Annotated in this window: 23 protein-coding genes and 1 pseudogene; 11 read left to right on the top strand and 13 right to left on the bottom strand. The window is 61.1% G+C overall.

The features are described from left to right. Positions 1-19 precede the first annotated feature (19 nt). Positions 20-754: a tyrosine-type recombinase/integrase gene (locus AS026_RS33485; RefSeq protein WP_425349835.1), complete on the top strand. Its 735-nt coding sequence runs from the start codon at positions 20-22 to the stop codon at positions 752-754. A 52-nt stretch (positions 755-806) separates the two neighbouring features. Here the strand turns inward: AS026_RS33485 and AS026_RS33480 are convergent, their stop codons facing one another. The 6 genes from AS026_RS33480 to AS026_RS33455 form a co-directional block, all read right to left on the bottom strand. Then, positions 807-2,240: an aldehyde dehydrogenase family protein gene (locus tag AS026_RS33480; protein WP_062374887.1), complete on the bottom strand. Its 1,434-nt coding sequence runs from the start codon at positions 2,238-2,240 to the stop codon at positions 807-809. A gap of 13 nt (positions 2,241-2,253) precedes the next feature. Next, a complete protein-coding gene (locus AS026_RS33475) occupies positions 2,254-2,988 on the bottom strand; it encodes an MBL fold metallo-hydrolase (RefSeq protein ID WP_062374885.1) in 735 nt (244 codons plus the stop codon). 9 nt (positions 2,989-2,997) lie between these two features. Continuing rightward, positions 2,998-4,092: an ABC transporter ATP-binding protein gene (locus AS026_RS44715; protein ID WP_062374883.1), complete on the bottom strand. Its 1,095-nt coding sequence runs from the start codon at positions 4,090-4,092 to the stop codon at positions 2,998-3,000. Next, positions 4,089-4,880 (bottom strand): ABC transporter permease, encoded by a 792-nt coding sequence (locus AS026_RS33465; RefSeq protein ID WP_062374881.1) that lies wholly within the window; start codon positions 4,878-4,880, stop codon positions 4,089-4,091. Before AS026_RS33465 ends, AS026_RS44715 begins: the two co-directional genes overlap by 4 nt. Continuing rightward, positions 4,880-5,743 (bottom strand): ABC transporter permease, encoded by an 864-nt coding sequence (locus AS026_RS33460; protein ID WP_062374878.1) that lies wholly within the window; start codon positions 5,741-5,743, stop codon positions 4,880-4,882. Before AS026_RS33460 ends, AS026_RS33465 begins: the two co-directional genes overlap by 1 nt. Positions 5,744-5,817: 74 nt before the next feature. Next, positions 5,818-6,915, bottom strand: a complete 1,098-nt coding sequence (locus AS026_RS33455; RefSeq protein ID WP_205634502.1) for a polyamine ABC transporter substrate-binding protein — start codon at positions 6,913-6,915, stop codon at positions 5,818-5,820. A gap of 113 nt (positions 6,916-7,028) precedes the next feature. Here AS026_RS33455 and AS026_RS33450 point away from each other — a divergent pair, with 113 nt between their 5' ends. The 3 genes from AS026_RS33450 (at position 7,029) to speB (ending at position 9,208) form a co-directional block, all read left to right on the top strand. Next, entirely contained in the window at positions 7,029-7,655 is a 627-nt protein-coding gene (locus AS026_RS33450; protein WP_026372095.1) for a TetR/AcrR family transcriptional regulator, read from the top strand. A gap of 15 nt (positions 7,656-7,670) precedes the next feature. Next, positions 7,671-8,063 carry a YybH family protein gene (locus tag AS026_RS33445; RefSeq protein WP_018859531.1) on the top strand — a complete coding sequence of 131 codons (393 nt, stop codon included), beginning with the start codon at positions 7,671-7,673 and terminating at the stop codon, positions 8,061-8,063. Positions 8,064-8,152: 89 nt separating this feature from the next. Beyond that, complete coding sequence (gene speB, locus AS026_RS33440) at positions 8,153-9,208, top strand: agmatinase (protein WP_062374875.1); 1,056 nt, start codon at positions 8,153-8,155, stop codon at positions 9,206-9,208. A gap of 132 nt (positions 9,209-9,340) precedes the next feature. Here speB and AS026_RS41500 read toward each other — a convergent pair. The 5 genes and pseudogenes from AS026_RS41500 to AS026_RS33420 form a co-directional block, all read right to left on the bottom strand. Next, a pseudogene (locus AS026_RS41500) lies at positions 9,341-9,448 on the bottom strand (amino acid ABC transporter ATP-binding protein); the annotation flags it as partial. A 124-nt stretch (positions 9,449-9,572) separates the two neighbouring features. Next, on the bottom strand, positions 9,573-10,880 hold the full coding sequence (locus AS026_RS33435; RefSeq protein ID WP_062374872.1) for an NtaA/DmoA family FMN-dependent monooxygenase: 1,308 nt from the start codon (positions 10,878-10,880) through the stop codon (positions 9,573-9,575). Further along, a complete protein-coding gene (locus AS026_RS33430) occupies positions 10,877-12,130 on the bottom strand; it encodes an acyl-CoA dehydrogenase family protein (RefSeq protein WP_062374871.1) in 1,254 nt (417 codons plus the stop codon). The genes AS026_RS33435 and AS026_RS33430 overlap by 4 nt, the downstream gene beginning before the upstream one ends. Positions 12,131-12,222: 92 nt before the next feature. After that, positions 12,223-13,308 carry a rhodanese-like domain-containing protein gene (locus AS026_RS33425; protein ID WP_062374868.1) on the bottom strand — a complete coding sequence of 362 codons (1,086 nt, stop codon included), beginning with the start codon at positions 13,306-13,308 and terminating at the stop codon, positions 12,223-12,225. 18 nt (positions 13,309-13,326) lie between these two features. Next, on the bottom strand, positions 13,327-14,925 hold the full coding sequence (locus AS026_RS33420) for an ABC transporter substrate-binding protein (protein ID WP_062374866.1): 1,599 nt from the start codon (positions 14,923-14,925) through the stop codon (positions 13,327-13,329). Positions 14,926-15,276: 351 nt separating this feature from the next. Here AS026_RS33420 and AS026_RS33415 point away from each other — a divergent pair, with 351 nt between their 5' ends. From AS026_RS33415 to AS026_RS33390, 6 genes are read left to right on the top strand one after another with little or no spacing between them, the layout of a single operon-like run. After that, positions 15,277-16,455 carry an acyl-CoA dehydrogenase family protein gene (locus tag AS026_RS33415; protein ID WP_062375310.1) on the top strand — a complete coding sequence of 393 codons (1,179 nt, stop codon included), beginning with the start codon at positions 15,277-15,279 and terminating at the stop codon, positions 16,453-16,455. Between the two features lie 11 nt (positions 16,456-16,466). Continuing rightward, on the top strand, positions 16,467-17,825 hold the full coding sequence (locus AS026_RS33410; RefSeq protein ID WP_062374863.1) for an LLM class flavin-dependent oxidoreductase: 1,359 nt from the start codon (positions 16,467-16,469) through the stop codon (positions 17,823-17,825). A 10-nt stretch (positions 17,826-17,835) separates the two neighbouring features. After that, positions 17,836-18,177: a DUF3088 domain-containing protein gene (locus tag AS026_RS33405; RefSeq protein WP_018859518.1), complete on the top strand. Its 342-nt coding sequence runs from the start codon at positions 17,836-17,838 to the stop codon at positions 18,175-18,177. A 13-nt stretch (positions 18,178-18,190) separates the two neighbouring features. Then, on the top strand, positions 18,191-19,411 hold the full coding sequence (locus AS026_RS33400) for an acyl-CoA dehydrogenase family protein (protein WP_062374860.1): 1,221 nt from the start codon (positions 18,191-18,193) through the stop codon (positions 19,409-19,411). Then, a complete protein-coding gene (locus AS026_RS33395; RefSeq protein ID WP_062374858.1) occupies positions 19,408-20,733 on the top strand; it encodes an LLM class flavin-dependent oxidoreductase in 1,326 nt (441 codons plus the stop codon). Before AS026_RS33400 ends, AS026_RS33395 begins: the two co-directional genes overlap by 4 nt. A 22-nt stretch (positions 20,734-20,755) precedes the next feature. Next, complete coding sequence (locus AS026_RS33390; protein ID WP_062374855.1) at positions 20,756-21,604, top strand: NADPH-dependent oxidoreductase; 849 nt, start codon at positions 20,756-20,758, stop codon at positions 21,602-21,604. 22 nt (positions 21,605-21,626) lie between these two features. Here AS026_RS33390 and AS026_RS33385 read toward each other — a convergent pair whose 3' ends face one another. Continuing rightward, complete coding sequence (locus tag AS026_RS33385) at positions 21,627-22,637, bottom strand: LysR substrate-binding domain-containing protein (RefSeq protein ID WP_062374853.1); 1,011 nt, start codon at positions 22,635-22,637, stop codon at positions 21,627-21,629. 297 nt (positions 22,638-22,934) lie between these two features. Here AS026_RS33385 and AS026_RS33380 point away from each other — a divergent pair, with 297 nt between their 5' ends. Continuing rightward, the gene (locus AS026_RS33380) at positions 22,935-24,551 is read left to right on the top strand and encodes an ABC transporter substrate-binding protein (RefSeq protein ID WP_062374851.1); all 1,617 of its coding nucleotides are present in this window, start codon (positions 22,935-22,937) and stop codon (positions 24,549-24,551) included. Positions 24,552-24,708: 157 nt separating this feature from the next. Here the strand turns inward: AS026_RS33380 and AS026_RS33375 are convergent. Beyond that, a partial coding sequence (locus AS026_RS33375; RefSeq protein WP_062371485.1) for an IS1182 family transposase occupies positions 24,709-25,887 on the bottom strand: 1,179 nt, incomplete at its 5' end.

Genomic DNA, 25,887 nt, shown 5'->3' with positions numbered 1-25,887 from the left:
CCTCGTTCCTGTTCCGACCATGAACAGCATCGTGTCGGCGCAGCGCTTCTTCTTCACCCACACGCTCGACCGCCCGGACCTGGCGCGCAGGCTCGTCCGTCTGGCGCATCCGCGCAGGCTGCCCGTGGTCTTGATCCGCGACGAGGTGGCCCGGCTACTCAACGCCACCACCTGCCTCAAGCATCAAGCCGCATTGTCGGTCGTCTATGGCGCGGGCCTGCGCGTCGCGGAGGTAGCGATGCTGAATGTCGCCGACGTCGACAGCGAGCGCATGCTGTTGCGTGTCGAGCGTGGCAAGGGCGGGCGCTATCGCAATGCCATGCTGTCCGAGGACCTGCTCACGCTTCTGCGGCAGTGGTGGAGGGTCGGGCGGCAGCAAGGTGTGATGCATCGCGACGGCTGGCTGTTCCCCGGCCAACACGCGATGAAGCCGATCAGCACGCGGCAGCTCTATCGCATCGTCGTCGAGGCGGCGCAGGCCGCCGACATCGGGAAGCAGGTCGGGCCGCACACGCTGCGCCACAGCTTCGCCACCCACCTTCTGGAGGACGGCCGCCAACTGGCTGGACGCATGGGCTCGCACCCATCAGACTACCTTTCCCTCAGATACGCGACCGGGCGTCGAACTCCTATATGTAATCTAAGACGACGGGAGCCAACACGCGGGCTATTTCGACGCCCTGACCCGATGAAGAATGTGATACAATGGCCGGCCCTCCCCCAGCAACGGAACCGCGAACAGCTTTCGCAGTGATCGGCACGCCAGGTCAGTCACGGCCGACTTCACGACTGAGCCAGCCATTAGATTAAGCAGCGTCGGGACGGTGAAGTGTTTTCACCTCTAGAAAATCTTCCAATCCGAACACCCCGCCTTCGCGGCCGTTGCCCGACTGCTTGTAGCCGCCGAACGGGCTCCCATAGCGATGGGGCGCGCCGTTGATATGAACCATGCCGGCGCGCAGTCGTCCTGCCACACGCTCGGCGCGGGCTGGATCGCTGGTCTGCACGTATGCAGCCAGCCCGTAGCTGGTATCGTTGGCGATTGCGATCGCCTCCTCTTCGGTCTCAAACGGCATGATAGCCAAGACCGGACCAAACACTTCCTCCCGGGCAATCCGCATGGAGTTGTTGACGTCGGCAAAAATCGTCGGCTTGACGAAATAGCCGGTTTCGAAGCCTGACGGCTTGCCGGCACCACCGACGAGGAGGCGCGCGCCCTCCGCGATGCCGGCCTCGATCAATGCCTGCACGCGGCCATACTGGACGTCGCTGACAAGCGGCCCGATGTGGCCACCTTCCTCCGCAGGGCTTCCCACGGTGGCACTGCCGCCGACGCGTTGAGCGATCTCGACGGCCCTGTCATAGACCGATTTCTGTACCAGTAGACGAGTTGGTGCGTCGCAGGATTGTCCGGAATTGTTGAAACATTCGAGGACGCTGCCAGTGACGCGGTCTTCGAGATCGGCGTCCTCAAAGACGAGGTTGGGAGACTTGCCGCCGAGTTCCAAGGTGACACGCTTGACGGTATCCGCTGCGTCCTTGCTGACGGCGATGCCAGCACGCGTCGACCCGGTGAAGGACATCATGTCGACGTCCCTGTGCCGAGAAAGGGCGGCGCCGGCATTAACACCGTCGCCATTGACGAGGTTGAAGGTGCCGGCTGGGAAGCCCGCCTCATGTACCATCTCCGCATAGAGCATGGCGTTGAGCGGAGTGAACTCGGAGGGCTTCAGCACGCAGGTCGAGCCTGTTGCCAACGCCGGGACCACCTTCAGCGCGATCTGGTTGATCGGCCAGTTCCAGGGGGTAACGAGGCCGCAGACACCGATCGGCTCCCGCAAGAGCACGTCTCCGTTCGACAACACGTCGCGCACCTTCAATTGCTTCAGCGCATCGATGAAGCCCTGCAGGTGACCCACGCCGACATCTGCCTGCTGCTCGCGGCTCATGGTGATCGGCGCGCCGAGTTCGAGCGTGATCGTCTGTGCCATCTCCTCATAGCGGCGCTTGTAGATGTCGAGCAGCCTTTCGAGAAGCGCAAGTCGTTCCTCCACGCTCGTGCGACTGTATGTGGCAAACGCGGATTTCGCCGCAGCAACCGCACGATCGATATCGGCGGGCGTGCCCATGGAAATCACCGCGACCGGCTTCTCGGTCGCCGGATTGATAACTTCCAGATCGTTGGCAGCAAGCGGCGCTACCCATTCGCCATTGATATAGAATTTGCGCTTGTCGAGCATGTCGTCACTCCCGTCATACTTTGTTCTGTTTTGCGTTCAGCCAGTCCGTGACCAGGCGGCGATACTGCTCACCGCTGAAACTTGGAAAATGGCCGCCGTGTACCGTTCTGGCCGGAATTCCCAGGAGCCGCTCCATCGATGCGAGGTAATCATCGGCGTTCGAGTGGTAGGTGTCCTCGATCAACGGCCCGTCGTAGAGGATGTCTCCCGAAAACAGCGTTTCTGTTTCGGCTTCCCACAACGCGATTCCGCCTGGTGAGTGACCCGGCGTGTGGATAACCTCGAACCTACGGTCGCCGAGATCGATCACATCGCCATCTTCCAGAATACGCGTGGCCGGCGCCTTTTTCACGCCATAGCACTTCGAGCAATAGGGCTCGGGCGGCAGCGCGTCGAAGATATCGTCGGTCACGTAAGGATCAGCAAGCGTGTTTTGCCGGGTAGGGTCGGCGAGCAGATCGGCCTCCGCCGAATGGACGGCCCGGCATTCAAACTCGTGATGGCAACCGATATGGTCGAAATGGGTGTGGCTCGCGACGGCAATGAGATCCCGCTCGGTGACGAGCGGCACCCATTCGCGCAGCGAAACGACGCCCATGCCGCTGTCGACCAGCATATCGCGATCACGTCCGCGCACATGCCAGATGTTGCAGCGATAGAACTCCTGGATGAAGGGCTCGGAAATCTGCGTGACATCGTCGGCCAGCCGCTTCAGCTCATACCATTTGTGGGCAGCGATCCGTTCCATCGTCTGTGCCTATGCCTGTTTCGACGGCAGGGCGACGATATCACCAACGCTGACCGCAAGCGTGAGCACTTGACCTTCGGCGACGACGGTTGATTGCGGCATATGCGCGACGATGCTGATATCAGGAGCGCCATTGGGCGCCAGGTGGCATCGATAGTGGGTTCCGAAGAAGGCGCTGTTGGACACCGTGGCCTGCCCGAGCGCCGTAACGGCGCCATCGCCTTCGCCGGCACGGCGGAAATGTTCCGGCCGGATGCAGAGCATTGTCCCCTGCCCGGCGGACGGCGAGCCAGCCGTGAAGCAGGCTTTCGGCAATGTGACCTTCCCCAGCGCTGTTTCGACGACTGCCCCGGTGCCATCGACATCTCTGATCTTGCCGGGAACGAAGTTGACCTCGCCCATAAAGCCTGCCGCAAACAACGAGCGTGGCCGCATGTAGATTTCCGACGGTGGTCCGAAGTCTTCGATTTTACCCTGGTTCATCACCACGATCCGATCGGCAATTGCCATGGCCTCTTCCTGATCGTGGGTTACATGCACGAACGTCGTGCCGACACGCTTCTGGATGGCTTTCAGCTCATCCTGCATCTGCCGGCGAAGCTTGAGATCAAGCGCGCCGAGCGGTTCGTCGAGCAACAGGACGTCAGGGTCGACGGCGAGGGCCCGGGCAAGTGCAACACGCTGGCGTTGCCCACCCGAAAGCTCATGTGGTTTCTTGTCCGCTGAAGCCTTGAGCCCAACGAGGTCGAGAAAGTTCTTTGCGCGCTCCTCGCGCTCGGCCCTGCCGATGCCGCGCATTCTGAGGCCAAACCCGACATTGTCCTTTAGCTTCATGTGCGGGAACAGCGCGTAGTCCTGGAACATCGTCGTCGTTGGACGTCTTGCCGGTGGAACGTGGGTCATTTCCTTGCCACCGATGGCAATTCGACCGCTGCTCGGCGACAGAAAGCCTCCGAGAATGGACAGAAGCGTCGTCTTGCCACAGCCGGACGGTCCCAGCAGAACAATGAATTCGCCTGCAGCAATGTCGAGAGAAACATCGTCGAGAGCGGTGAAACTGCCGAAAGTCTTCGTCGCGTTTTCGATTAAAACCGGAGCGGTCACGATTTTTTCGTCCTTTTGAACAGGAACAGTTCAAGCATGATCAGCAAGGTGACAGAAACGAGGAACACCAGCGATCCGATGGCATTGGTCTTAGGATTGAGGCCCGAACGAAGCAGGCTCCAGATTTCGACCGGGAGCGTGACGTCGAAGCGCGACAGCAGAAAAGCGATGATGAATTCATCCCAGCTAAACGTCATCGACAGGAAGAAGGAGGCGAGCAGCGACGGCAGCAGCATTGGCGCCGTCACCAGCACCATCACCTTGATATCGCTGGCGCCGAGATCGCGTGCGGCGCGTTCAATGTTGATGTGATGGTCCCCCATCGACGAGTAGATGATTGCAAAGCACAGCGGCAGATTAATCACCACGTGACCGATACCGACCGTCCATAGCGATAGGCCAATTCCGAACGCGTTGAGGACGGTCAGCAGTCCGAGCGCAATGATGAGGTAGCTGACTGTCATTGGCGCGATCAGCAAGCCGCGCTGCCAGGCCGACCCCGGCAGCTTGAAGCGGGCCAGCGCATAGGCCGCCAGGAAGCCGAGGAGGCACGCGACGAACGACGATATCGTCGCCACCAAGAAGGAGTGCAGCAGTGCCGACATCAGCTTGCGATCGGCAAAGACTGCTTCATACCATTGCAGGGAAAAGCCATTGAATGGCGGTACCGGCAGGCGCCCATCCTGGAACGAAAATAGCACCAGCACGATAACAGGCAAAAAGATGAAGCCGAAGATCAGAACCGCGTAGGCGCTGCAGGCGATACCAGTGATCCGGTTGCGTATCATCACGTTCTCTCAATCTTCAGCCAGCGCGCGCAAGCGACATAGGCTGCGGTGACCGCTAGCATCAGAATGATCGAGAGCGCGGCCGCCATCGGAAAGTCCGCGCGGCGACCAAGTTGCAACATGATGATCTGAGGCAAGACAAGTTCGTTGTTGCCGCCCAGGATCTGCGGCGTGACATAGTCGCCGATGCAGAGCACGAAGGTGAGGAAGGCTCCCGTCATGATGCCCGGCATGGTCAGGGGCAAGATGACGTGCCAGAACGTCTGAAATGCATTTGCGCCGAGGTCGGCAGCAGCGCGGCGGTAATTTGGCGAGAGCTGCACAAGGTTTGCGTAGATCGTCAGCGTCAAAAGCATGACGAAGAAGTGGACGAAGCCGATAACGGTCGCCGTACGGTTGCTGGCAAGCTCCAGCGGCTCGCTGATCACGCCGATGTTCATGAGTGCCTGATTGATGACGCCATTGCGCGACAGCACGAGCAGCCACGAATAGGAACGGACAACGTAAGAGGTCCAGAACGGCAGGACCGCAAGAATTAACGCCGTTCGCTGGAACCTTTGCGGCACCCGCTCTGCAATGATCCAGGCCAGGGGATAGGCGAGCAGGATGGAGAGAGCCGTCACGATCGCGGTGATCTCGAGGGAATTCGTCAGCCCACGGAACAGCGCATCCTTCTCGAAGAAGGCGATGTAGTTGCCAAGGTTCCAAACGCGGACGATCGAGCCGCCCTGTTGCGCCCAGAGGCTCATTGCCGCCATGAACAGAAAAGGAGCAACGAAGAAGACGATCGTCCAGACGAGCGCCGGTGCCACGAAACCCCAGGCCTTTCGACGTTCGGCATCTTCAAGTGAATGAGCAGCCACAGGCAAGTCTCCGACTTCCCTCTCCCATCCACGGGGAGAGGGTCTTGTGGTTCAGTATAGAAGGGTCGAAGCTGTCAGTTTTGCAGCATTTCGGTCCAGGCGTCCTGCATCTTTGCGTCCAGTTCCGCGCTTGGGATCGGATAAAGCTGCGTGCGCTTGAGATAGTCGGCCTGCTCGTCCCAGCGCAAAGCGGTTTTCTGTTCGGCACTCAGCAGGTTGCCGGCCTTGGCATTTGCGGGCATCGCCCAATAGCAAGAGGATGTCGCAAGTCGCGCCTGCCCTTCCGGGCTTACAATGTACTGCACGAATTTGAGGGCGAGGTCCTTTTTCGTGGAGTCCTTCATAACGCCGATCGACTGTGCCCAGCGCACTGCGCCCTGCTCAGGGATGACCCACTCGAGGTTGGGTTTGTCTTTCACCAGACCGGCCGTCAGCCACTCGCCTCCGCCAAAAACGATATCAACCTCGCCTGTCGCAAGTGCCGTTTGCGACGAGACGACGTCGCTCACCTGCTTGGCGTTGGCCTTGAGAGCAAACAGCTTGTCCTTGATTGCCGGCAGGTCGGCGTCCGTCAGGCTGGCCGTTGCCTTGCCCAGATCGATACCGGTCAGGCCGATCATCGGCAGGTAGTAGTCATAGACCGCGATGCGGCCCTTGTACTTGTCGGACCAGAGCTTCGACATATCCTTCATGTCGGCCGGATCGACTTTTGTCTTGTCATAGGAAACCGTGTTGTAGCCGAACTTTTCGGTGACCGCATAGGTCTTGCCGTCGCGGGTGTTGTTGGGTTCCATGCGAACTTCAGGGAAGATATCTGCATTAGGAAGCGCGTCGGCCGGCATCTCCGCGAGAATGCCCTTGTCGACCGCGCGCTGCACGTCGACGCCATCGATAACGAGCACATCCCAGTCTCCCGGGCGCGACTGGTCGATGATGGAGAGACCCGCACCGGTACCCTCATATTCCTTCAAATTGACCTTTACGTTGTTCGCCTGCTCAAAGGGCTCGATCAGTGCGGGATCGGTGTGATCGCACCAGACAAGCGCATTCAATTCCTCCTGCGCCATTACCGGCGCCGGGGTGATCGTTATTGTTGCGGCACCCAATGCGAGGATGGCAGCGGAGGCGAGGAGTCTGCGCGCAAAAGCGCCTTCGGCAATATCAATCATCATGTGGCCCTCTGTCGGTGACGCTCATTTCGGCGCCTTCATGAAAAAGATTGAATGAGTTCATTTTTTTAGTCAATATGATTTTTGAGGACATTCATTATTTGAGAGAGTCGCAAATGACGGGACTGCGCGCCAAGCAGAAAGCCGATCGCAATCGCCGCATACTGGAGGCGGCGACGAGCCTTTTCCGGGAGGTCGGATATGACAGCGCCCGCATCGAAGACATTGCCGAGCGCGCGGAAGTGTCGGTTGGCACGTTCTACAACTACTACGAAAACAAGGGCGACATTCTCGTCGCCACCGTTTCGATGGAAGTCGAGGAAGTGTTGGCGTCCGGCAAGGACATCGTTGAAAATCCGCCGACCACTACGCTCGAAGCCCTGCAAGTACTGATCGACCAGTATTTTGACCATTCGCTGGTCTATCTCAGCAAGGAGATGTGGCGTACGGCCATGGCGATCTCCATCCAGCAACCCGAGAGCCCATTCAGCCGTCGATATACCGAACTCGACGGGCGCCTGTGCGATCAGGTTTCGACGCTGGTCCAGAAATTGCAGCTTCGCGGCGCTGTCATGCCTGGGATCGATGCGATTGCGGTGGGCCAGATGGTCTTCAATAACCTCAACATGATGTTCCTTGAGTTCGTCAAAGACGAAGCGATGACGCTGGATAGGCTCAAGGAACGCGTAGCACGGCAGAACCGGCCGCTTGCCGTCTTAATCAGCAGCCCCAAAATTCAATAACAGGGAACATCAGGGATGGAACACCAGCAACAAGCTGTGCTTGCCGCAGCGGATCGCCTCGTCGAAGCCTTTGGCAGGCATGATCGTGATAGCTACTTCGCGGCCTTTGCGCCCGCCGCCACCTTCATATTTCACAATCTCGACCGCCGCCTTCATACGCGTGCGGAATATGAGGCCGAATGGGCATTGTGGGAAACGCGCGACGGATTTCGTGTGCGGGCCTGCCGTTCCAGCGATCAGGATGTTCAGATTGCCGGCTCCGTCGCCATATTCACTCATTCCGTCGAGACGGATCTTGCTTTCAACGGTGAGCCGTCGACAAGCACCGAGCGCGAGACGATCGTCTTCGAGAAGCAGGCGAGCGGAGAATGGCTGGCGATCCACGAGCATCTTTCGCCGCAGCCCTGAGGCGACGATCGGAACGCCCACAACGCTTTTTACCCAGGTCTGCGCCCCTTGGTCGTATTGCCGGGTAATTTCATAGGAAAGACAGAACGATGGTTGACTTGAAGAAGCACCTTGAGGATCTACGCAAGAAGTTCGCCGATAGCGCCGAATTCTTCGATCCGCGCTTTCGCCGTGTGGCCGAGAAGATCTTTAGGGGCGGCACACGCGCTGCACCTTATTCGGGCATTTCGACCTTCGCAGGCTTGCCCTACAGGGAGGTCAATTTCGCGGCCCCTGACTTCGGCGACCTGCAGGTCGCGGCAGTCGGCATTCCGATGGATCTCGGCGTCAGCAATCGGCCGGGTTCGCGATTTGGACCGAGGGCTGTGCGCGGCATCGAACGCATCGGTCCCTACAATCACGTGCTCGATTGCGCACCGGCCTATGATCTACGCGCTGCCGATATCGGTGATATCCCGTTCGGGAGCCGCTATCGGTTGGAGCAATGCCACGAGAATATCGAGGCAGCGATCCGCAAGATCGTCGAAGCCGGCGTCATTCCGCTCTCCGTCGGCGGCGACCATTCAATCACACACCCGATCCTCAAGGCAGTCGGCGCCAGAGAGCCCGTCGGCCTCATCCATATCGATGCCCACTGCGACACGGGGGGCCCGTTCGACCAGACGAAATTCCATCACGGCGGCCCGATGCGCAACGCCGTTCTGGACGGCGTCCTCGATCCGACCCGCACGATCCAGATCGGCATTAGGGGGCCTTCCGAATATCTCTGGGAGTTTTCCTACGAGTCCGGAATGACCGTCATCCACGCCGAAGAGGTCGGTGGCATGGGTATTCCCGCCATCATCCAGAAGGCCCGAAAGATCGTCGGAGATGGCCCGACCTATCTGTCCTTCGATATCGACAGTCTCGATCCTGCGTTCGCGCCGGGCACCGGGACGCCAGAAATTGGTGGCCTGACGAGCCGTGAGGCGCTGGAACTGCTGCGCGGCCTCAAAGGTCTCAATTTCGTCGGTGGCGATGTCGTGGAGGTGGCTCCGCAGTATGACAATACCACCAACACCGCACAGGCTGGTGCGCAGGTATTGTTCGAGATCCTGAGCCTATTGGTTTTCAGCCCGGCTGTCGCGAGCGGGGCTGCTGCTTGACTTCCTTACTCACGGGTGACGGCGTCCATGACGTCGTCACCCACAATGCCACTGTTATGTGGGTTTGCCCTGCGGCCATCGCATGAAGAGACTGGACGGCGCGCCTGCCAGGTGCACTAAGCACTATTTTCCTCAAAGCAACATCAACGCGCCACGATCAGGATAAGTACCGAGAAACTGCTCCAGACGAGCATGGCGTGGTTTCCGAAAGACGTCTTGTGGTGCGCCGGCAAAGAGAATTATCGGGAAGAAATTACAAGTTTGTTTTGGTTGCGGGGGCCTGATTGCACGGAGACTTGCAATGTTTACCGGCAGAGGAAAACCTCACGTATGCGCCCGGAAGCAAGTTTCGCTCTCTTTCGTTTCACTGCGGATTGGGCAGACCGTAGCGGTCGCGTATCGTCTGCCCCTCGTATTGGCGGGGATACACGTTTCGATCCTGAAGGATCGGGATGATCTTGTCTACGAACTCAATGATGTCGTCCGGCGCCCGAGGCGGTTGCAGAGTGTAGCCATCGACCGTGCCGTCTTCCCAAAAGTCTATCATTTCGCCTGCTACCTCCTCCGGAGTGCCGAGCAAAAGCCGATGATGCCCCTCTGAACGACGTATGGCCTGCCGCGCAGTCAATTTCTCGTGGCGCAGCAGGTCGGATAGACCAAGCCCCATTCCCACTGCTTGCTGCCTGTTCGGGTCGGGGACGAAGCGTTCGTAGTCCAACACGGCATCCGGATCGAAACGGTCACGGTCCAAGCCATGCTCGCGCACGAAGCGTTCAAGCAGGCCATCTTCCGATCCGGTGCCGCTGTAAAGCTCATGCTTGCGAAGAGCCTCTTCCCGATTCGGCCCCAGGATGACAACAAGGCCCGGAACGATACGAATCCCGGATGGATCCCTGCCGAGCACAGCAGCTCTGCCGCGCACCTTGTCGCCGAAGGCTTTCCCTGCGGGTTTGGAAAGGATGTTGCAGTAGATGATCTCGCCGTGCCGCGCCGCAAGCTCGATGCCGCCGTCCGATGCGCCGGCCTGGGCAATCACGGGATGTCCCTGCGGTCCGCGCGGCACATTGAGCGGCCCGCGCACCTGAAAGAATTCGTCCTCGTGATTGATCGCGATTGCGCTGGCGCTATCCCAGAAGCGATCGGAGGCAACCTCACTCTCGCGGCGTGGGTCCCAGCTCGACCACAGCTTCTTCGCCACATCGAGAAATTCGGTCGCACGCGCATAGCGCTCGTTGCGTGGCGGAAGCGCCGCGCTGCCGAAATTGGCGGCGACGTTGGGATTGAACGAGGAGACGATATTGACGATCAGGCGCCCGCCCGAAACGATATCGAGCGACTGGACGCGCCGGGCGAAGTTATAGGGCGAATTGTAGGTAGAGGAGACCGTGACGACAAAGCCGATATCAGGTACTTGAGCGGCTAGCGCCGTACACAGGATCAACGGATCGATCGTGTGGAAGGGGCGACCGAGCGGTTCCGTCATCAACGCGGGATGGTCAGAAAAGAACACGGCGTCGAACAGCCCCTTGCGGGCGATTTCCGCCAAGCGCCGGTAATAGGCGGGATCGTTGATGTCATGCCGACCACCGCTACGATATTTCCACGCATTCGCGAGATAGCCGGTGGAATTCAGCCCCACGTTTAGGTTCATGCGACGTTTTTCAATGCTCATGCGTCAGTCCGTTCTGCCTCTTCTTCTCTTGCAACGCCCACGCCCGCCTGCGGGCCCGGGATCGTACCGTTGACGGCGAAATCACCGACAATGCGATCGTGGTAGATACGTGGATTGTGGGACGCGATCGTGCGGGCGTTGCGCCAGTGGCGGTCGAGACCGTGGCCGCGCTTGGCGGCGGATGCTCCCAACGCGTCGAACAGCACCGTGCTGGCGTCAAGGATCAGCGAGGTGACGACGGTCACGGACTGGCTGACCTCGAGTTCGGCATTGCGACCGGCCAGCGCGATCTGCTCCTGATCGCCGCCCTGGTTGGCCTCATGGGCCCGCTGCAGGGCCCTTGCCGCCTGCAGTACGATCGCACCGGCACTGTAGGCGGCGCCCCTCACCTTCCCCACGACCTGCTGGACCTGGGGGTCCTGTGCCGATCGGGACGCATTGCCACGGCTATAGACCCTTTTTCTCGCCACGACATGCCGCGCCAGATCGTTTGCCGCAGCGCGGCCGATGCCGGCGAGCGAGGCGAGATGGACCAGTTGGAAGAACCCGCCGGAATAGCTGAATCGCACCGCGCTTGGCTTGATCAGATCGTCGGCGATCTCGACGTCGCGGAAACGGGCAGTGCCGCTCGCTGTCAGCGACTGGCCGAAGCCATCCCAGTCGTCGATGATTTCGACGCCCGGCGCCGATGTCGGCACCAGCGCGCCGATCGGCTGCCCGTCCCCGTCGATCGCACCGAGCGTGATCCAGTCCGCGTAAAGCGAGCCGGTGGTGTAGAATTTCTCGCCGTCGAGCCGCCAGTTGGCGCCATTGCGGACCAGTCGCGTCGAATAGCTGCCAAGCGGCGTGTCGCCGACTTCGGAGAACCCGCTTCCGATCGTCTCGCCCTGCCCAAGCCTCTTCAGCCAAGCATCGCGCCAGGCGCTTTCGGGTGCATTCAGCAGATCCTCGGTAAAGCCGAAGTGGCTCCGATAGGCATTGGTGAGGTTCGGATCGGCTGCAGCGAGCTCGATGATGAGGCCGAAGAGTTCCGGCAAGGTCGCGCCTAGGCCACCGTTCGCGACTGGTAGCCGCAATCGCGAAAAGCCGGAGGTTTTGAGCCACTCATAGGCATCGAATGGCAATTCGTGCGCGAGGTCACGATCGACCGCACGTTCGCCAATCCGGGCGAAAACCGACCTGAAGGTTTCTGCGAGCCGCTCGAAGCGTTCGCTGGGCGGCGCGCCCCAGGCCCCATTGATATCAGTCATGACGTTGTTTCCTGTTCAAAGCCGCACTACCGCCGGCTGACGACGGCGGTATCCGAGGCTCGGTTACCGTTCCGGCCAAGGCGAGCCTCGCCTCAAGCGGCTGCCCGCTTCTCCGCCTCGAAATCGTGAAGCAGGATCACGATTTCGAAGCCGCGGCGGGCCAGCCAGTGGGCGACGATGCGGGCACGAGATCCCAGCAGATCGTCGATCAACACGACGCGGGCGCCGCGAACGGCGATTGTCCTATAGGCTACGCCGAGAAGCTGCCCGCCCTCGGACGAGATCGATCCGGGAAGGCTCGCGCGCGCGAATTCCTCCGGCGTGCGAACATCGAGCAGGTAGGTCGTGCGCGCCGGATCGGCGTTCCATCGCTCGGCAGTCTGTCGATCGATGAACGTCAGGCCGTCCTTTGCAGAAAGGCTATCCCCGCGCTCAAGCGCAAATTGGCGCGCCTCTTCGCTTGGCTCACCGTAAGAGGCGGTGCGCCCGGTCTCCAGTTCGAAACCCGCATCCGTCCAGCCACGCGTGCCGTCATCGAGATAGGAGACGGGGTTTGCAACGCCGGCATCGATCAGCGTCTGGGCTCCGAGAATGGCGCGTGGCAGGCCGGCGCAGGAAACGACGACCTTTGTTTTCGCCGAGGGGACGAGGTCCTGGAAGCGCAGCAACAGTTCGGCCCCGGGAACGCCGACGGCGCCCGGCACATGAGCCTTCTCGTATTCGGCGAGCGTGCGCGTATCGAGGACGATGACGTCCTGACCCTGATCGCGCAGCGCTTTCAGTTCCACAGCGGACGTCACCGGCGTCTTCTTCTCCTCACGCACCCTGGTGACAAAGGGAACGCCGGGAATATCGAATGTCGGAAGCTCTTCGCCGCCTTCCACCCAGACGGGAATGCCCCCTTCCAAGAAGTGAATATCCGTCCAGCCCGCTTGCCGCAAACGGCTGACCGCCGCTTCGGCATTGCCGTCGCCGCCATCGGCCAGAACCGTGCGAACACTACGGCGCGGCACGAAGCGGTCGAGTTCGACGTCCAGGCGTGCGGCCGGCAGGTTCGTCGCAAACAGCGGCGACGCATAGCCGACGTCTTCGGCCGGGCGGATATCAAGCACCGCCAATTCCAGCTCATCGCCCAGCCAATCGATCAATGTGGCCTTGTCTATCAAATATTTAGACATGTTTCCTGCTCCTCGATATCAGGCGTTCGGATCAAGCCACAGATCGCCAAAGCTCCAGTTGAGCCCCTGCGATCCCGTGACGTAGTTCTTCACCCGCTTGTTCGCGACGATCTGTGCGCCGGCGGCGACGAGGTCGACAGAGGCGACTTCGTCGTGGATGAGGTGCTGGAACTTGCTCCAGACCTCCCAGCGCTTCTTTTCGTCAGGCTCGGTTGCGGCCGCCTCGAGCAGCGCATCCGCCTCTGCATTCGTGTAGTGGCTGGCATTCGAGAACGGCAGGCCGATCTTGAAGTTCTTGCTCCAATAGGCGCGCTGGATGCCGAGCGACGGATCGAAGGTGTTGGAGAGCGACTCCACGACGAGATCGAAAGCGCGGTCGGTGTAGACTGTCTTCAGGAAGGTCGGCAGGTCGTATTTCCTGATCTCGATTCCGATACCGATCTTTTCCAGCTGGCTTTTCAGCACATCGGCATAGCCTTGCGGCAGGTACGAGTTGTAGGTCAGCCGGAGATCGAAGCGCTTGCCATCCGCCTTGCGGGGATAGCCTGCCTCATCCAGCAGCTTTTCGGCTGCGGCCGTATCGTAGGGATGGGCAACGACGCTCTTGTCGTACCACTTCGTCAAGGCCGTGCTGACCGGGCTCGGCGACACCTGCGCGTAGCCATAGAGCGCGACGTCAACGATTTCCTGCAGGTTGATGGCCTGTGCGATGGCAAGCCTGACTTCGCGCTTGGCAAACAGCGGATTGTCGTAGTTGAAAAACAACTGCTGTTGCGGACCGGAATAGGCGTAGGTGGTAGTGTCGACCACGAGATGTGGATCCTGCTTCAGCCGGTCGAGATCGGCAAGCGGCACTGGATTGTCGCCGATGTCGGCCTCACCTGTCTCCAGCGCCGCGGACCGCGCGGCGGGATCCGTGACGACACGCAGGATGATACGATCGAGATAGGGTTTGCCGGCATCCCAATAGTCGGGATTGCGTTCGAAGATCAGATGGCTGCCGGCCACCCATTCCGTCAGCTTGAAGGGGCCTGTGCCGATCGCCGTCTGCAGCGTCTGCCCGTCACCCGGCGCCAGTTTCTCGAAGATGTGCTTCGGCACGATCGGCGACTCCGAACTCGACTGCGCCGAGAGCAGGAAGGGAGCAGGCTTCGACAACACGATAACCGCGGTGAGCGGATCCGGCGTCTCCACCGCCACCACGTTCTGATAGGTGATGCGACCGCGCGGATGCGCTTCCTTCAGCCGGAAGATGGAGAAGGCGACGTCTTCGGAGGTGAAGTCCTTGCCGTCGTGCCACTTCACGCCCTTACGCAGCTTGAACGTGTAGCGAAGATTGTCATCGGAGACCGCCCATTCCGTTGCCAGAAGCGGCTGCGGCCTGACATCGAGGTCGAAGGTGAGCAGGCCCTCAACGATCTTCGGGCCGATCGCCTGGCCGGTGCCCGACGACGTGTTGATGGCAAAGAGAGCATTGCCCGGATCCACCCGGTAGAGCCAGTTCAAGGTGCCGCCCGTCGCCGGTGCAGCGCCTTGTCCAAAGGAGATCGACGGGAGCAGGGTGCTGGCGCTTGCAAGCAACATCAGCTGGTTGAAACTGCGACGGTTGATGGACACGCGAAGAGCTCCTCTCGGGTTTGGATTGTGGTCCGCTGAGGGGAAGCTTCAGTTCTGTGCCTCGAAAGCCGAAGTGAAAGTTTCTTCTCGTCCGGGAAAGAATAATTGCGTCTGAACGATTGTTCGAAGTCGGCGCACCACAGAGGAACAGCTACTCAATTTCCGCGATTTGACGGGATGATGTTTTCGTCGATGAGCACCCCGACGAAACGCAGGAATTGAGCGCGCCGGCGAAAGAATTTCTTTCCGTGAAATCAAACAGATATTTCTGGACTTGAACCGCCGGCCAGCCAACCGTTGACGGGAAATAGAGGGGTGAACGCCCCTTTCACCGTCATTCCCGGAGGCAAAATGCCGTTCGAAACAAATGCTGACGACACGCTGCTGGCAAAAGCGGCCGAGCTGCGCCAGGCGTTCCACCGTGATGCCGTCGAGAGAGACAAACAGGGCGGCAGCCCCGTCGAGCAGATCAGGCTTCTGAAGGCTAGCGGCCTGCCCTCCGCGCAGATCGCCAGGGAATATGGCGGCCAGGGCGCCTCATGGCTGACGATCCTGCGTATCGTCCGGGAGTTTGCCAAGACCGACGGTTCGCTCGCGCACCTGTTCGGCTACCATCATCTGCCGCTCAACCTCATCCTGTTTCGCGGCTCGGCGGCGCAGAAAGAGAAATGGCTGACCGGCTCGGCGGCCGGCGGCTGGATCTGGAGCAATTCCGGGAACGCCTTGTCGAAGACGTCGAGCGGCGAACGGACGGCAACGGGCTGGATCATCAACGGCAGTCGCCCATTCTCCTCGGGCACGCATATCGCCGATTACATCCAGATCTCCTGGGAAAATGCCGACGGCGCCCGGCTGACCGCCGCAGTTCCCGCCGACCGGGAAGGCATTGTCATCGTGAATGACTGGGACGGCATCGGCCAGAGGCAGACCGGCAGCGGCACGGTCCGCTTCGTCAATCTTGAGGTTCACGACGACGAACTGATCAGCTCGCCCGACGTGCCGCTGACGCCCTACTCCTCCCTCACATCGCTCCTCCAGCAGAGCGTGCTCCTCAATGTCTTCGTCGGCAGTGCGCAGGGTATACTGGAGGAAGGCCGCGGCTATACGGCAACGAGTTCGCGGCCATGGGTCTATTCCGGCGTCGAGCGGCACACCGACGACCCCTGGATCAAGCGCCAATATGGCGACCTCTACATTCGAACGCTGGCGGCAACGGAGCTGGCCGACAAGGCGGCGCGCAGCCTCGATGTTGCCTACGCCGAAGGGCCTTCGCTGACCGCCGCGGGCCGTGGCGCAGCCGCGATCGATGTCGCGACGGCCAACGTCTATTCAGGTGAAGTCGGACTTGCCGTCTCCAGCGAGATCTTCGAGGTGATGGGCGCCCGCTCCGCGACCAATGCCAACGGCTTCGACCGCTTCTGGCGCAACGTCAGAACGCACACGCTCCACAATCCCGCCGAGTACAAGAAGCGCACCGTCGGCACATGGCTGCTGACTGGTGAATTTCCCGTGCCGGCCATCTATCGCTGAAAGGGACCGCAATGGCGAGACGCAAGGACAAGATCAAACTCGGCGCATTTCTACTCTTCACCGGGCATCACGTGGCCGCATGGCGTCATCCGAAAGCCTCCGTCGGCACCGAATTCGAGAACTATGTGGAACTGGCTAAGCTCGCCGAAGCGGCGAAGTTCGACACGATTTTCTTCGCAGACGGTGTCGCCGCGCGCATCAAGGATGTCGAGGCTGCGAGCCGCAAGGCTCACAGCGGTGTCTATCCCTTTGAGCCGATCACCCTGCTCTCCGCGCTGTCCTGCGTTACCCGCAATATCGGGCTGATCGCCACCGCCTCCACCAGCTACTCCGATCCCTACAATCTCGCGCGGCAATTCGGCTCGCTCGACCGGCTGAGCGGCGGCCGGGCCGGCTGGAACCTCGTGACTTCCTCCGACCCTGACGCCGCCTTCAATTTCGGCCACGAGGCTCAGATCCTCCATTCCGACCGCTATGAACGAGCCGAGGAATTTGCTGATGTGGTGCTCGGCCTCTGGGACAGCTGGGAAGACGATGCTTTCTTGCGGGATCGCGAAAGCGGCCGCTATTTCGACCCGGCCAAGCTGCATCGCCTCGATCACAATGGAAAGCATTTCAAGGTCCGCGGCCCGCTCAACATTCCGCGCTCGCCACAGGGGCGACCGGTTGTCGTCCAAGCGGGCGCCTCCGAACCCGGCAAGGAGCTTGCCGCGCGCACGGCGGAAGCCATCTTTGCCGCCCAGATCACGCTGGAGGAAGCGACGAGCTTCTACGCCGACGTCAAGGGACGGCTTGCCAAATACGGCCGCTCGCACGACGATCTGAAGATTCTACCCGGCATTTTCCCGGTCGTCGGCCGCACACAATCGGAGGCCCAGGAAAAGTTCGAATCCCTTCAGGAACTCATTCAGCCGGAGGTCGGGCTGAACCTGATTTCCCAGCTATCCGGCGTCGACCTCAGGGATTATCCGCTCGATGGACCTGTGCCCGAAAATCCGCCTGCGACGAATGCCGGCAAGAGCCGTCAGGCGCTGGTTCTGGACCTCGCCCGGCGTGAGAACCTGACGATCCGGCAGCTCTACCTCCGCATCGCCGGCGCGCGCGGTCATTGGCAAGTGGTGGGAACGCCAACTGACATTGCCGATACGCTGGAAGAGCGCTTCGAAAACTATGGCGCCGACGGCTTCAACATCATGGCGCCGATCATGCCGGGTGGCCTTGCGGATTTCATCGAGCTTGTGGTGCCGGAACTGCGCCGCCGCGGTCTTTTCCGCCATGAATATGAGGGCACGACGTTGCGCGAAAACCTCGGCCTCAAGCGCCCCGATAACAGCCATGCTGTCAATCGCGGCTCAGTCGCGGCCGAGTAAGGGGAAACACATGAGCCGCGACACTCTCTTTCTCATCGCCCCCGGCTTCTCGGATCCGAAGCACCCCGGCCAGACCTTCGTCTGCCCCCATTGCAACGCGATCGAGGGCTTGCTTTCGAGTTTTCCCGAGCTTGCTGCCCGCATCGAGGTTCGGAGAGTTCCCTTCCCTCGCCCGCGCACGCAGGTCATCGAGGCGGTGGGCGAGGAAAACCAGTCCTTGCCGGTGCTGGTCCTCGCATCCAACCCGCCGCCCGATGCTGCCGACTGGAAAGGCAAGCGCTTCGTGTCGAAGACCAGCCGCATTCTCGAACTGCTTGCCGAGCGGCATGGTTTTCCGCGACTTCACGACTGATGGAGTAAAGACGATGACCGTAAAGCCCTCAGGCTTCGAACCAGCCTTGCTACCTCCCGTTCTCTTCGAGCCGGACCAGAACGATCCCTATCTCGCCAAGGCGGTCGAACTCAGGAACATCTTCGCTGTCGATGCCGTCGAGCGGGATCAACAGGGCGGGCGGCCGACAGAGCAGGTCCGGCTTCTCAAGGAGAGCGGTCTCGTCAATCTGCTCATTCCCAAGGAATTCGGTGGCGAGGGACAGCCCTATTCGACGGCTCTGCGCATCGTGCGGGAATTCGCCAAGGTCGACGGCTCGCTTGGCCACCTGTTCGGCTATCACTTCAGCCCGATCCAGAATGCTCTGACGGGGGGTAGCGACGAACGATCGGCCGCGATCCTGCGGCAATCGGCCGAGGGTCGGTGGTTCTGGGGCAACACCACGAACAGCTTCTCCAAAAGCCTCTTCGGCAAGAAGGTCGAAGGTGGCGTCCTCTTGAACGGCTATCGGCCATTCGCCTCCGGCTCGCATGTCGCCGACTATTTGATGGTCGCATGGGAAGACGAGGAAACGAACGCGCGCAGCTTCGCCTACATCCCCGCCAATCGCGACGGCATAACGATCGCCGACGATTGGGATGGCATCGGCCAACGGCAGACCGGCAGCGGCCGCGTATTTTACAAGGACGTCACGGTGAAGGATGAGGAGATCTCGTCGGAACGCCCCAGGGATCCGGCTGCCCTTCTCATACCGCAGCAACAGCAGAGCGTTCTCCTCAACGTCTTCATCGGCAGCGCGCAAGGGGCCCTGATCGCAGCACGGGATTATACGATCACGAAATCTCGGCCGTGGATCTATTCCGGTGTCGAACGCCACTCTGACGATCCATGGATCAAGCGACAGTACGGTGAACTCTGGGCCAAGGTGCAGGCCGCTACCGCACTGGCTGACAGAGCCGCGGTCGCCATCGATACGGCCTATGCCAAAGGCCCGGCGCTTACGGCTGAGGAGCGCGGCGCGACCGCAATCGCCGTGGCTTCCGCCAATGTCCTGGCGGGCAAGGTGGCGCTCGAGGTCACCAGCGAAATATTCGAGGTGATGGGCGCCCGTTCGGCCGTGCGCCCCTACGGCTTCGATCGTTTCTGGCGCAACGTCCGCATCCATACGCTCCACAATCCGGCAGAGTACAAGACCCGCAATGTCGGCTCCTGGTTCCTGACTGGCGACTATCCCGAGCCGGGGATATTCCAATGAGCCGACGGCAGCTTCATCTCAACATCAATATCCTGCACTCGGGGTTCTCCCCGGCGGCCTGGCGCATGGAAGGCAGCGACCCGCGAGCCTCCTTCGACATCAACCACTACATCAAGGTCGCTGGCATCGCGGAACGAGGCACCTTCGATGCCGTCTTCCTGGCCGACCAGGCGGCCATATCGGACCGCATCGACTTCCGCCCACTGACTTCGCTGGAGCCGACGATCGTGCTTGCGATTGTTGCGGCCAGCACGGAAAGGATCGGGCTGATCGGCACGGCCTCCACCACTTACAACGAGCCCTACAATATCGCCCGGCGCTTCGCGACGCTCGATCATGCCAGGGGCGGGCGCGCGGGCTGGAACATCGTCACCAGCGCGGATCTGGCGCAAAGCCGGAATTTCGGCCTCGAAAAGCCCGTGGACCATGCGAGCCGCTATGAGCGGGCCGGCGAATTCGCCGCCGTGGTCAAGGCGCTCTGGGACAGCTGGGAGGAAGAAGCCTTTGTCGGCGACGTTGCGACCGGACGCTTCGTCGATCCCGGCCGCGTGCATCCGATCGCTCACACCGGCAAGCACTTCTGCGTGCATGGGCCGCACAATATTCCACGCCCGCCACAGGGGCACCCGGTTCTCGTGCAGGCGGGCGGATCAGACGACGGGCGCGCGCTCGCCGCCGAGCATGCCGAGGCCGTGTTCTCCGCCTCGCAATCCTTCGAAGAGTCGCTGGATTACGCCAGGGATTTGCGCCGTCGCGCCACGCGTTACGGTCGCTCGGAAAACAGCATCCTTGTGCTCGCGGGCCTCGCCACCATCATCGGCAGCACGGAAGCCGAAGCGAGGCGCAGACAGGAAGAGCTGCGCGACCTCATTCCGCTGGAGTACAGCCTTGCCCGGCTGGCCGGCGTCCTGCAGGTCGATCAGAAGAAGCTCGAACTCGACAAGCCATTACCTGAGGCCATACCGCTGCCGGCTGACGGCGGGCACACGTTCTTCCACGCCACGTTGGCGCTGGCGCGGCGGCAGGGATTGACCGTTCGAGGCCTGATACGCGCGCTCAACGGCGGCACCGGGCATCGCACGATTGTCGGAACGCCTGCCGCGATCGCTGACGATATCGAGACATGGTTCACCGCCGGTGCGGCTGATGGTTTCAACCTCATGCCTGATGTGCTCCCGCATGGGCTTGAAGTCTTCGTCGATGAAGTGGTCCCGATCCTGCGTCGCCGCGGTCTGTTCAGGCACGAATACACCGGTCGCACATTGCGCGATCACCTTGGCCTAACGCGGCCACACAACCCCTACGCCAGCGCGGCGGAATAGCGACCCGGAAAAGGACACACCCATGACACCATCCCTTGCGGCAAAGCCAACCGGCACCGACCGGCTGGCGGCGCTATCAGCCGAACGCTATCGCCAGGCGCAGCACCTCGGCAGCGACTGGAATGAAACGATCGATACGCTGCTCTCCCACCGCAGCGTGCGCAGCTATTTGCCGGATCCGGTCCCACACACCGCTGTCGAACTTGCCGTTGCCGCCGCGCAGTCGGCTGCCAGCTCCTCCAACCTGCAGGCATGGAGTGTCGTCGCCGTCGAGGACCCCGAGCGGCAAAGCCGCCTGAACGCCGTTGCCGGCAATCAGCGCCAAATCGCCCAGGCACCCCTCCTGCTCGTCTGGCTCGCGGACCTTGCCCGGCCTCGGGCGATCGCAGCGGACGGCGGCTCGGCGGGAGAAGGTCTCGACTATATCGAGAGCTTTCTGCTTGGCGTGATCGATGCGGCTCTTGCAGCACAGAACGCGGTCGTTGCTTTTGAATCGCTCGGGCTCGGGACCTGCTACATCGGCGCGATCCGCAACGATCCGGAAGCGGTGGCCCGGGAACTCGCCTTGCCGGACGGTGTCTTCCCGGTCTTCGGCCTTACTGTGGGGTTTCCCGATCCGGCGCAACCTGCCGGCGTAGAGCCACGCCTTCCGCAATCGACGGCCCTGCATCGCGAGCAATATGCGGATGGCGCCCGGGCGCGGGATCTTACCGGCTACAACAAGGCATTGAGAAGCTTTCAGGCGGAGCAGGCGATGCCGGCGATCGACTGGACCGATCAGGTCCGCAATCGTATTGGCACGGTCGAGGCGCTGAAGGGCCGGCACGTGCTAGCCGCGGCCGCGCGCAGGCTGGGCTTCCCACTCAAGTAGAGGCAAGGCGTCTGGGACGACGTTACTCGGCCGCCATCATGTCGGCGGCCGGCCGGATGCGGCGCGCGATGATCTCGTCCATTGTCTGCAAGGCCCGCGATTCGGCAAGCAACCACTCGCGAAACAGATCGACGCGCATCAGTCGCGCCGTATGCGCCGTGGTGGCGAAGAAGTAGGAGGAACTGACCGGCTGCGGTACGCCAAAGGGGCAGACCAGCCGCCCGGAGCGGATCTCTGCTTCTGCCAGCCGGATCTTGCCGAGCCCCAGCCCCTGCCCCGCCAGCGCTGCATCAAGGACGAGGGAGGACTGGTTGAGACGAAAACCACCCTGCGACGGCAGGTAGGAAAGCCCGGCGGCGCGCAACCATCCACCCCAATCCGGGCAGGATTGATCATGCTCGGCGCCCTCCTCATGCAGCAGCGGCACGTCTTCGATCGCCTGCGGCTTGCCCCACAGCCCATGCGTATCGGCAAACTCCGGGCTGCACACTGGCAGCACGGCTTCGGAAAAGAGATGGTCAACGATGAGCCCCGGATATGGACCTCTGCCGTAGCGGATCACGCAATCGGCGTCGCCGGCATCGAGGTTCGTCAGCTGGGTCGACGCGTCGACCAGGATCTGAAGGCCCGGAGCGGCTCGCCGCAGCGCATCGAGGCGCGGGATCAGCCATTTGCTGGCGAAGGACGGGGCGACCGAAACGCGGATCGGCTGTTCATGATCGCTCTGCACGAAATGAGCCATGGCGGCCAGAACAGCATCGAAGGCACCGGTCAATCCGGGCACCAATGCCAACCCGGCCGGCGTCAGATGCAACTGGCCACGCACCCGGTTGAAAAGCGGCTGGCCGAGATAGTCTTCCAGCAGGCGGATCTGTTGACCGACCGCAGCCGACGTCACATGCAACTCTTCGGCAGCACGAACGAAATTCAGATGTCGCGCCGTCGCGACGAAGGCCCGCAGCGATGTCAGCGGCGGCAGCCGCGCAAGCGTGGGCTGGATTGCTTTTCTGCGGGAGTCGGCAAAAGTGCTCATAAGATGATTGCACCACAAACCTGCCTATGAAGACGAGAACCGCCTTTCCTTCCAACCCTGCCGGCGGAACATTTTCTTGCGCTGCAGACCTCGATCAGAGATGCAAAAACTCATTTTTGGAAATTGTATATATTTTTAGTAGATTAAAGGGATCGGCTACCTACCGACGCACTGGCGCGAAGTTTTCCTTTCCCGGACGCGGAGAAAAACATTCTTCCAATTCTGCTCCACGCTGCCCGATGATTGCCGCGACGATGCTTCGACAGAGGCATTCTAATCGCAATTCAGGGGGTATTCATGGACATCAGCAGACGCCAGCTCAACAAACTTCTCGCCGCGACGGGCCTTACCGCATTCCTGCCGCTCAGCGCCTTCGCCGAGACTGCGGCCCCGACAAAGGGCGGCACGCTAAATTTCATCGTCGAGCCGGAGCCGCCGACGATCCTGACGCTGGCCCACACCGCGGGCGGTACCCAGAAGGTCAGCCCGAAGATCACCGAAGGTCTTTTGACCTACGACTTCGATCTGACGCCGAAGCCACAGCTCGCCACGGAATGGTCAATCAGCGACGATGGACTGAACTACACCTTCAAGCTCCGCCCGAACGTGAAGTGGCATGACGGCAAGCCCTTCTCATCGGACGACGTTGCTTATTCCATCGAGCTTCTGAAGCAGGTCCACCCGCGTGGCCGCGGCACCTTCGCCAATGTCACGAAGGTCGAAACGCCCGATCCGCTGACCGCCGTGATCCGGCTTTCCAAACCGGCGCCCTATCTGCTGAGTGCTCTCTACGGGGCCGAGTCGCCGATCGTGCCCAAGCACGTCTATGACGGCGTCAAGATCGCTGACGTCCCAACCAATCCGAATGGCAGTGCCCCGATCGGCACGGGGCCATTCGTCTTCAAGGAGTGGGTACGCGGATCGCATATCATCCTCGAGCGTAATCCTGATTACTGGGACGCCGGCAAACCCTATCTCGACCAGGTCATTGTGCGCTTCGTGCCTGATGGCGCGGCCCGCGCCGCCGGTTTTGAGACCGGCGAATTCGATATCGGCGGCGACAATCCCATTCCGCTGAGCGATCTCGAACGTGTGAAGGCACTGCCGAACATTGCCGTCGATTCACGCGGCTACGAAACCAAGGGCGACCAGACGCAGCTGATTTTCAATCTCGACAACGAGTATCTGAAGAATGTCAGCGTTCGCCGCGCGATCGCCCACGCCATCGACCTCGACGTCATCCTGAACACCGTCTGGTACGGCTACGGCCATGTTTCGCCGACCCCGATCAGCACCTTCCTGCCGCGCTATCTCGACACCTCGATCAAGCCCTACGCCTTCGACCTGAAAGCCGCTGAACAGCTGCTCGACGAGGCCGGCTACAAGCGCGGAGCGGACGGCGTCCGCTTCAACCTGCGACTGACCCACAATTCCTACAACGAAGGCTTCAAGCGGGTCGCCGAATATCTGAAGCAGAACCTGACGCGCATCGGCATCAACGCCACGATCGATTCCTACGACTTCTCCACCTACATCAAGAAGGTCTACACCGACCGTGCCTTCGACGTGACGGCCGAATATCTCGGCAACCAGTTCGATCCAACGCTTGGCGTGCAGCGCATCTACTGGTCGAAGAATTTCAAGCTCGGCCTGCCCTTCTCGAACGCCAGTCACTACAACAACCCGGAGGTGGACAAGCTGCTCGAAGCCGCATCCGTCGAGATCGACGATGCGAAACGCAAGCAGCAATTCTTCGCCTTCCAGAAGATCGTTGCCGACGAAGTGCCGGTGGTGAACCTGATTTCACTGGAGAACGTCACCGTCTTCAACAAGCGGGTCAAAAACCACACGATCGGGGCCGAGGGTGTGCAGTCCAACTTCGCTGATGTCTACATCAAGGACGGCGAAGGCTGAGGTGCGGCGGCAGGACCTGCACAGGAAAGGGGCGCATCGTCGATGCGCCCCCAGACCGCTGACAAACCCGTCGATATTTTCGGCGGGTTTGTTTTTTTGGACGTTGGTTGTTTTAAGTTGGGTTCTGCGGCGCGGCGAAGTTGGCGGTCTCTGGCCCTCATGCCATGGCTGGTCTGGGTGGCTTGGTGAGCGCCATTGCGATCTTCTTGATGTTTTGGGCGGCTGCGGCCAGCAGGCACTGGCATGCGACACGGGTGAGACTTCGGAAGCGGGCATAGCGATGGCCGTGAAGCTGCTTGGCATCGGCAAACGAGCGCTCGACCGTCTCCTTGCGGCGCTTATAGATTGCCTTGCCCCAAGGGGTCAGGCGGTTGGCGTCGGTGCGCTGGCGCGCATCGGCCCAGACATGGCGGGTGATGGTGCGCACCGCCTTGGTGTTTGATGTGCAGGAGGCGAGCAGCGGACAGGTTTGGCAGATCGCCGGGTCGGATGTGTAGTGGCGATAACCGTTGCGGTCGGTGGTGGCATAGGCGAGCAGTTGGCCTTCGGGGCAGCGATAACCGTCCGTCTCGGGCTCATAGTCGAACTTCGACTTGCGCATCATGCCATCTTTGGGTGGGGTCGGATTGCGATAGCCGGTGACGCCTAGGATCTGGCGGTCCTCCAGCCCCTTGGCGATGCCGGACGTGGCATAGCCGGCATCCAGGCCGACGGCGCCGACCTCGAAGCCGAACCGCTCCCGCTGCCGGTCGAGCCGCTCGAGATAGACGATACTGTCATGCACATTGGCCGGCGTCACATGGGTGTCGGTGATGATCGCAAGCTTGCCGTCGACCGTGCGGTGGTCGAGATAGAAGAAGCCCTTCGGCTTGCCGTCGCGCACCATGTAGCCGCTGTCGGGATCGGTGCGCGACACCTTGATTTCCTTCACCTGCGGCTCACGCTCTTTGTCCTTCAGCGGCTTTTGCCCGTGCAGCGTCCGCTCCGCCTCGATCGCCCGGTCGAGATCGGCCCAATAATCGGCCCGCGACTTTTCGATCATCGCAAGATCGTATTTGCCCTTGTTGGCATTCGCCTTCAGATGCGTTGAATCCGTGTAAAGCACCGTGCCATCGACCAGCTTGTGGGCGATCGCCTGGCTGACGATATGATCAAAGATGTCCTGGGCCACCGACGTGTCGTTGAAGCGCCGGCGGCGGTTCTGCGACAGGGTCGAGGCGTCGAACACGGGATCCGTCAGCTTCAGCCGCAAGAACCAGCGGTAGGCGACGTTGACCTCGATCTCGCGCACCAACTGACGCTCCGAGCGCACGCCGAACAGGTAACCGATGAACAG

This window comes from Rhizobium altiplani (assembly GCF_001542405.1).
Taxonomy (GTDB): domain Bacteria; phylum Pseudomonadota; class Alphaproteobacteria; order Rhizobiales; family Rhizobiaceae; genus Rhizobium; species Rhizobium altiplani.
Note: the sequence above shows the minus strand (reverse complement) of the source record. Positions and strands in the feature narration are given on the sequence as shown.

Bases quoted from the DNA above. Each gene is read 5' to 3' on its own strand.
- AS026_RS33485 (WP_425349835.1), top strand. From the start codon at position 20: ATGAACAGCATCGTGTCGGCGCAGCGCTTCTTCTTCACCCACACGCTC.
- AS026_RS33480 (WP_062374887.1), bottom strand. From the start codon at position 2,240: ATGCTCGACAAGCGCAAATTCTATATCAATGGCGAATGGGTAGCGCCG.
- AS026_RS33475 (WP_062374885.1), bottom strand. From the start codon at position 2,988: ATGGAACGGATCGCTGCCCACAAATGGTATGAGCTGAAGCGGCTGGCC.
- AS026_RS33465 (WP_062374881.1), bottom strand. From the start codon at position 4,880: ATGATACGCAACCGGATCACTGGTATCGCCTGCAGCGCCTACGCGGTT.
- AS026_RS33455 (WP_205634502.1), bottom strand. From the start codon at position 6,915: ATGATGATTGATATTGCCGAAGGCGCTTTTGCGCGCAGACTCCTCGCC.
- AS026_RS33450 (WP_026372095.1), top strand. From the start codon at position 7,029: ATGACGGGACTGCGCGCCAAGCAGAAAGCCGATCGCAATCGCCGCATA.
- AS026_RS33445 (WP_018859531.1), top strand. From the start codon at position 7,671: ATGGAACACCAGCAACAAGCTGTGCTTGCCGCAGCGGATCGCCTCGTC.
- speB (WP_062374875.1), top strand. From the start codon at position 8,153: ATGGTTGACTTGAAGAAGCACCTTGAGGATCTACGCAAGAAGTTCGCC.
- AS026_RS33435 (WP_062374872.1), bottom strand. From the start codon at position 10,880: ATGAGCATTGAAAAACGTCGCATGAACCTAAACGTGGGGCTGAATTCC.
- AS026_RS33430 (WP_062374871.1), bottom strand. From the start codon at position 12,130: ATGACTGATATCAATGGGGCCTGGGGCGCGCCGCCCAGCGAACGCTTC.
- AS026_RS33425 (WP_062374868.1), bottom strand. From the start codon at position 13,308: ATGTCTAAATATTTGATAGACAAGGCCACATTGATCGATTGGCTGGGC.
- AS026_RS33415 (WP_062375310.1), top strand. From the start codon at position 15,277: ATGCCGTTCGAAACAAATGCTGACGACACGCTGCTGGCAAAAGCGGCC.
- AS026_RS33410 (WP_062374863.1), top strand. From the start codon at position 16,467: ATGGCGAGACGCAAGGACAAGATCAAACTCGGCGCATTTCTACTCTTC.
- AS026_RS33405 (WP_018859518.1), top strand. From the start codon at position 17,836: ATGAGCCGCGACACTCTCTTTCTCATCGCCCCCGGCTTCTCGGATCCG.
- AS026_RS33400 (WP_062374860.1), top strand. From the start codon at position 18,191: ATGACCGTAAAGCCCTCAGGCTTCGAACCAGCCTTGCTACCTCCCGTT.
- AS026_RS33395 (WP_062374858.1), top strand. From the start codon at position 19,408: ATGAGCCGACGGCAGCTTCATCTCAACATCAATATCCTGCACTCGGGG.
- AS026_RS33390 (WP_062374855.1), top strand. From the start codon at position 20,756: ATGACACCATCCCTTGCGGCAAAGCCAACCGGCACCGACCGGCTGGCG.
- AS026_RS33385 (WP_062374853.1), bottom strand. From the start codon at position 22,637: ATGAGCACTTTTGCCGACTCCCGCAGAAAAGCAATCCAGCCCACGCTT.
- AS026_RS33380 (WP_062374851.1), top strand. From the start codon at position 22,935: ATGGACATCAGCAGACGCCAGCTCAACAAACTTCTCGCCGCGACGGGC.